The 5,429-nt window shown below is 56.1% G+C and carries 12 protein-coding genes and 1 pseudogene; 1 reads left to right on the forward strand and 12 read right to left on the reverse strand.

Annotated features, from left to right (window positions below; genetic code table 11):
- The 12 genes and pseudogenes from J2D73_RS20080 to J2D73_RS20135 form a co-directional block, all read right to left on the reverse strand.
- Positions 1 to 250, reverse strand: a pseudogene (locus J2D73_RS20080) (hypothetical protein); the annotation flags it as partial.
- On the reverse strand, positions 247 to 726 hold the full coding sequence (locus J2D73_RS20085; RefSeq protein WP_207884175.1) for a hypothetical protein: 480 nt from the start codon (positions 724 to 726) through the stop codon (positions 247 to 249). The pseudogene J2D73_RS20080 and the gene J2D73_RS20085, both read right to left, overlap by 4 nt.
- A 1-nt stretch (position 727) precedes the next feature.
- Positions 728 to 1,291 (reverse strand): hypothetical protein, encoded by a 564-nt coding sequence (locus tag J2D73_RS20090; RefSeq protein WP_207884176.1) that lies wholly within the window; start codon positions 1,289 to 1,291, stop codon positions 728 to 730.
- A 29-nt stretch (positions 1,292 to 1,320) separates the two neighbouring features.
- The gene (locus J2D73_RS20095) at positions 1,321 to 1,758 is read right to left on the reverse strand and encodes a hypothetical protein (RefSeq protein ID WP_207884178.1); all 438 of its coding nucleotides are present in this window, start codon (positions 1,756 to 1,758) and stop codon (positions 1,321 to 1,323) included.
- Entirely contained in the window at positions 1,755 to 1,964 is a 210-nt protein-coding gene (locus tag J2D73_RS20100) for a hypothetical protein (protein ID WP_207884179.1), read from the reverse strand. The genes J2D73_RS20095 and J2D73_RS20100 overlap by 4 nt, the downstream gene beginning before the upstream one ends.
- A complete protein-coding gene (locus tag J2D73_RS20105) occupies positions 1,961 to 2,218 on the reverse strand; it encodes a hypothetical protein (protein ID WP_207884180.1) in 258 nt (85 codons plus the stop codon). Before J2D73_RS20105 ends, J2D73_RS20100 begins: the two co-directional genes overlap by 4 nt.
- A gap of 327 nt (positions 2,219 to 2,545) precedes the next feature.
- Entirely contained in the window at positions 2,546 to 2,740 is a 195-nt protein-coding gene (locus J2D73_RS20110; RefSeq protein ID WP_207884183.1) for a hypothetical protein, read from the reverse strand.
- Positions 2,737 to 3,024: a hypothetical protein gene (locus tag J2D73_RS20115; RefSeq protein WP_207884185.1), complete on the reverse strand. Its 288-nt coding sequence runs from the start codon at positions 3,022 to 3,024 to the stop codon at positions 2,737 to 2,739. Before J2D73_RS20115 ends, J2D73_RS20110 begins: the two co-directional genes overlap by 4 nt.
- The gene (locus tag J2D73_RS20120) at positions 3,021 to 3,401 is read right to left on the reverse strand and encodes a hypothetical protein (protein ID WP_207884187.1); all 381 of its coding nucleotides are present in this window, start codon (positions 3,399 to 3,401) and stop codon (positions 3,021 to 3,023) included. The genes J2D73_RS20115 and J2D73_RS20120 overlap by 4 nt, the downstream gene beginning before the upstream one ends.
- 39 nt (positions 3,402 to 3,440) lie before the next feature.
- Positions 3,441 to 3,944, reverse strand: a complete 504-nt coding sequence (locus J2D73_RS20125; protein WP_207884189.1) for a hypothetical protein — start codon at positions 3,942 to 3,944, stop codon at positions 3,441 to 3,443.
- A 79-nt stretch (positions 3,945 to 4,023) separates the two neighbouring features.
- On the reverse strand, positions 4,024 to 4,260 hold the full coding sequence (locus J2D73_RS20130) for a hypothetical protein (protein ID WP_207884167.1): 237 nt from the start codon (positions 4,258 to 4,260) through the stop codon (positions 4,024 to 4,026).
- Positions 4,261 to 4,392: 132 nt separating this feature from the next.
- Positions 4,393 to 5,103, reverse strand: a complete 711-nt coding sequence (locus tag J2D73_RS20135; RefSeq protein ID WP_207884191.1) for a LexA family protein — start codon at positions 5,101 to 5,103, stop codon at positions 4,393 to 4,395.
- A gap of 86 nt (positions 5,104 to 5,189) precedes the next feature.
- Between J2D73_RS20135 and J2D73_RS20140 the strand changes: the two genes are divergently transcribed.
- Positions 5,190 to 5,402 (forward strand): helix-turn-helix domain-containing protein, encoded by a 213-nt coding sequence (locus J2D73_RS20140; protein ID WP_207884192.1) that lies wholly within the window; start codon positions 5,190 to 5,192, stop codon positions 5,400 to 5,402.
- Positions 5,403 to 5,429 lie beyond the last annotated feature (27 nt).

Consider the following 5,429-nt stretch of genomic DNA (forward strand, 5'->3'; position numbering starts at 1 on the left):
CCACCGCGCACCGCTCGATCGTCGCTGCGTCGCGGGCTGCGAGGTCGGCGGGGGTCAGATTTGGACCCCAATACTCCCACAATTCCTTGACCGCTTCGTCAGGCGTCCAAATCAGATCGCCCCATTGTGCTGTCGTCCAGTAATGCGCCTCCGCATCCCACCATTTTTCGTGTCTGTCCCCGTCGCATACGACGGTATGCCACCCATCCCGCTCCGGCTCCTGCGGGCGGCCGTCCCAGGGGGCGGTCATTGTTTTGACCCACGAAGAATGAATGCCGCGATATGGCGGCCTGTCCCCTTACCCTGCGAGCCATCTTCGGTCGCCAGCCACCTTACGTCTCTCAAATTCCTCACTTCCGCCCCTGCTGCCAGTAGCATCAGTATCCATTTGTCGATCGGGTAGACTAGGACAACATCCTTCCCTTTTTCGCTTTCGGATATCGCCTTGCGAGCCCATGCCGTCGGGCCTTTCTTCTTTCCGTCGTGTATGATGGATCCGAATGGCGGATTGACATAGTTAGATGATCCCCACTCGCAAGTTAAGCCGTCGAAGTTTTTCGGCTTGGGGTAAGGGCACGGGTCAAAAGTAAAACGGAATTCCATATTCAGGGGGACGTAAACTTCGGGCGGCGTTAACCAGTAATGCTTTCCGTCCATTCCATTGCCGACATGGAATTTATTATCACGTGGTTCTAGTTTGTTTTGATGTTTCGCTTCAGTTCCCATATCACCCAACCTCCCCACGCCCGGCCACGCCTCGCGCTGCGTCGATGGCGGCGCGGAGTGTCTTTCCCGTTGTTTCCGTTCCGTCGACGCTGATCCAATCAAGTTCTCCGGGATTGTGATAATCCCAGGTTTTATACTGATACCCCTTGTATTCACCTTCGATCACAAGGCACTTGCTCTCGCGGAAGTCTTTCTCCAACCAATCCAGCCTCGCCGCATCCTCGGCCTGCTCGGCGCGGGCGCGTTGTTCGGCATTTGCTAATTCCAGAGATTTTGTTCTGATCGCATGAACGTAATCAGTGACATCCTCCACAGCGTCTCGGTATCCAAAATGATTTGACCACTCGGGCGGCTCTCCCATAACGGATTGATAGAGATCAGAAATTACTTGTTCGCACTGATCGCGTTCTTCGATTACCTGTGTAATCTCCCTCTCATCTTTCTTCGCCCACTCATCTTTCGCTCTCTCGTATCCGCGTTGTTCGGCTTCGTTGATGTAAACCTCGCACTTCTTTCGGCGATCTGATTTTGCATACTGGTCGCCTGCATAGGCAAAGTCCGTCATGCAGTTTATCTGCTCATCACGCGACCGGCTCATGACGCGGCTCCTGCGTCGGGTGCGGCGAGGGCTGCGACCTCTTTGGCGACCAATTCAGACAGTTCTGCGCGAAAACCGGACAGTTCTGCGTTCAAGCGCGCTATCTCCGCGTCCTTCTCCGCGACGGCAGCGGCTATGGCGGCTTGGGCGTCGGTGAGGGCGACGACTGCAACACCGTCGATATCTTTGTTTGGTCCAGTAATGATGCTTTCGATCCCGTCGATTTCGTAATCATCCTCGTCGGGGTCTGGCTTCAAGGCGTCGATATCGGCTTGCAGCAGTTTCGCCACCACAGGCAGCGTCGCGTCGGCTGGGGTGGCGATGGCGCGGATGGTCTCTTCCAGATCGGCGGCGTAGCAGCGGAAATCAACGAAGGCTTGTCTCTGCTCATCCGTCAGAGGCAGCGTCAGCACATAGGGCGTCGGGGTGGTCATGCTGCGGGCTCCAGTGTGCGCTGCGGATGCTTCACTTCTTCAATCATTCGCCAGAGCATTTGCTCAAGCGCGCTGAACTCGTCGCTGATGTCGACGCACGCCTGCCGGTAATCCTTGCTGGCAGAGGCGTCGCAACGCTCCGCGACGTTTCTGCGTCCAAGATAAACGGCGTTGCTGATGCGCTTGAGGCGGTCCAATTCGGTCACAGCGCATACTCCCGCGCCACACCACGCCGCCGGTCGTTCGCCGACTGGATCGCCGCGTATTGTTCTTCGCGCTCTATCTCTCCGGGTTCGGACAGCTCCACCTTCATGTCGGCGGCAAAATCCGTGACGGTATTTGTATAGTCCTGCACCCAATTAGGGCAGTCCGGGAGATCGTTTACTTCGCGTATTGCACCGTTCAGGTGCTCCAGAATGGCTCCCATTCTGTCAGCGCGAGATTTGAACTCGTATGCCATCTTCCTTCTCCACAGAGAAATTCTTGACCGGCAATCGGTCGGTGCAACCCGCTGGCGCCCAGCGGGAAACATCGGCGGATTTAGGCGTCAACAATTAGCCCTAGCATTCCGCAGTTTACCGATAAAAAGCCCAACAAAATGCCGAGGGTATCATTGGTTAATGCCGCAAGGATGACGCATAGTGTGCCCAGGGAAATTGCAGCCAAATGCAACTTCATCACAACCCCCCATTCCCGGCTGCGTCGAACGCGAGCCCGATGATCTTAAAAACGCTCGCGCACCACAGCAGATACGCAAGAGCGGACGCGGATACGATGCGGACGGTCATCACGCCAACACCGAGAAAGCCAAGATGCACGCGAAGACCGCTAAGGTTGCACCGACAATCATCCCGTTAATGAACGGTCGCGGGCCCGGACCAACGACGCCCAGAGCCTCGCCGACGCTGATCTCCGTCACGCCGTCCACGTTCGTCGGGACAAACAGGTTGCGACGGGGGAGGCGGGTGGTTGCGTAGGTCATGGTTCGTACCCCACTCCAGTAAGCGCATGATAAGGGCACTCAAAAACGAGTTTCCCATTGACCCAAACGCACGCGCGGGTTCTGAGGCAAAACTCCGCATGAACATCACGTTGCAGCGTGATGCGATCAACGATCGGCCACTCGCTTTGCGGCTTTCCTTCGATCCACACCCCTTTCCCTACCTTGAAGAAGGGAGCGTCTCCGTCCGCGTCTGGCGTTCCGGTGATGTAGAGGCAGTCACGGACTTCATTGTCTTTCATCGCTTCCTCAGATCTAACGCTCATGCGTCGTCTCCCGGCAGGACTTCGCGGAACAGGACCTGGCCGAGGCAGTTTTCCGAGACGCGAGCCACAGACTCTTCCCTTGTTTTGGTGCCCATACTTCCGCCAAAGCCCCATGGATACTCATTCACCCAGAACTCACGCGTCTCTTTCACGTATTCGGCGTTGAAGAGGTCTTCTTCGTTCACTTCTGGTGGCGAGGTGAAGCTCCCTTCCTCTGTCCAACTAGAGAGATTTTCCCTATCTCCGATGTATCCCTTGACTTGGTAATAATCTCGCCCATCCGTAAACTTCACCTCTACAGGCTGACCATCCCGCGTAACCCACGGACCCGGATGATCCAGCGTGAATACACCGAGGCTTTTCAGTTTCTTTCCCATCACACCCACCAAAAACTACCTGCCGTAACCCGGCCACGATTATTGAGCTTGAGGAATTCCCAGCTTTGCGAGGAGACTATTCGTAGCGTATGTCAGCGCCTCTCTTCTAAAATTGGCGTCGATCTTGGAGTCAAACTCCTTCTTGAACTCCTTCATTTGGGCTTCGATTATTGAGTCAACGGCCTTGGCGAAGGCATTCTTGTCGCTGTCGTATCGACCAGTCCTGTAGACCATGTTTTCGGTCAAGGTCTTGATCAACTGATCCCGCATTGTTGTTGGCTCTGACCTGCGCCCGTATGTATCAACCGGCGTGTAAGTAGCGTTCAGAAGATCATCCATCAGAGCAGGCATCTGCTCCTTGACGGCCACAGCAAGTCCCGACTGAATGGCAGCCGATACTTCCTCGTCTATTTTCTTCTTGACGCCTTCTTTGGCGCTCTTCGCTACGGTCTCTACGATCTGGCGCCGAATGCTCTCCGCCATAGTCTCGCCGTCGCCGTATTCATCGCGCAGGATGTCGTTCAGGTCGATTTCGATTTTCATAGTATTTCCCGCCGTATATTATATTCGCCGTAACCCGGCCACGATGCCCGCCCGGTCGAGAGCGGGTCACGCGGCGGGATTAGGGGGTGGTGGCCGAGATCAGATATCCGCCGGTGCGGGCCTGATGTTCACGGAAAGGCTTGTTCGCAGGGAAGTCGAAGGCTTTCCGCCGATCCGTACGGACCAACTTCGGCGCTGATGGTGCTATCACTTCGTTCTGTCGATCCGCGATGACGGTATGAGCCCGAAGCGCAGACAAGCCCATTGCTTTAGCGACGTCCGACTTTCTTGGACCGTCGAATATTAAAATCCGCATCCCATCCTCCTTCTCCCGGCCCGCTCGGCTCTGCCGGGGCGCGGGGTGTGTTGGTATGGGGTATGTGTGCATTAATGCCAATCGAAGCGCAATAGCAAAAATGCACATGAGCGGATAAAAATGCATACGCCTCTATTCGAGACGTATGCTCTGCACGATCAGGGCTTCAATCCTGACTTCGGGATGGCCGCCGTCGTCAGCGAACGGGGCGAGCGCGCTCATATCCGGGACGATGATGGCTTGGGAGTATTCCGGGTTGGTGCTGCGCGGCCACAGCGCGACGCGGCCATCGGGCATGATCTCGATTTCTTTGACCGTTGCCTCTTCGACGCCATTAGACTGCCGGACGGCGATGACCTTCTCTCCGGTTCTGGGATTGCGGCCAAGATCATAGAACCTGATCGCCAGAACGACGGTGCCTGGTACGTAGACGAGGTTCATGGAGTCACCCTGAACGCGGAACGCCACACGCTGAAAGTGCGGATAGCGCGGGTCTGGCGTGACCTCGATGAACTCGGCGGCGGTATATTCGGACAGCACGAAGTCAGATTGCCACAGCCCGGCCTGCACTACACCAACGATGGGCACATGGGACAGATTAGACACGCGTATAAGCTCGGGCCTCTTGATGGCCACGTCACTGAACACAGCGCGTATCTTGGCTTCCGTCTTGGCTGAGAGGTTGTGGTTGGCGTCGGCTTCCTTATTCATGAAGCGCGTGAGCGTCGTCGGCGTCAGCTTCGCCTTGCGGGCGATGCTCGTATAGGTCTCGCCGTGTTTCTCGACGATCTCATCTATCCAAGCTCTCTGGCTATCGCGTAGCCGCTCTTCGTCGGTTTTCATGTGTGCATTTTCCCTCATTAAGGGGAATGCGTCCGTATGCATTTTTTCACTTGCGTAGTTAGCAATAATGCACATACATAGCGGTCATGAGCGCTATCACCGATCCTGTTGAGCTTGAGACCGCCGCCAAGTCTGGCGGCATCTCCATGAAAGAAGTCTGCCTCGAAGCTGGCGTTGCCCAGAGCACATACTGCCGATGGAAGAACGGCAGCACGTCGCCACGCCTTGAGGTAGTGCAGCGATTGTCGGTGGCGCTCACCGGATTGCTCGCCCGCCCCAATCAGGAGGCGGGGGTATGAGGCGCACGTTGTCACGCCTCATGTCAT

The sequence above is a fragment of the Acetobacter sacchari genome (assembly GCF_017377715.1).
Taxonomy (GTDB): domain Bacteria; phylum Pseudomonadota; class Alphaproteobacteria; order Acetobacterales; family Acetobacteraceae; genus Acetobacter; species Acetobacter sacchari.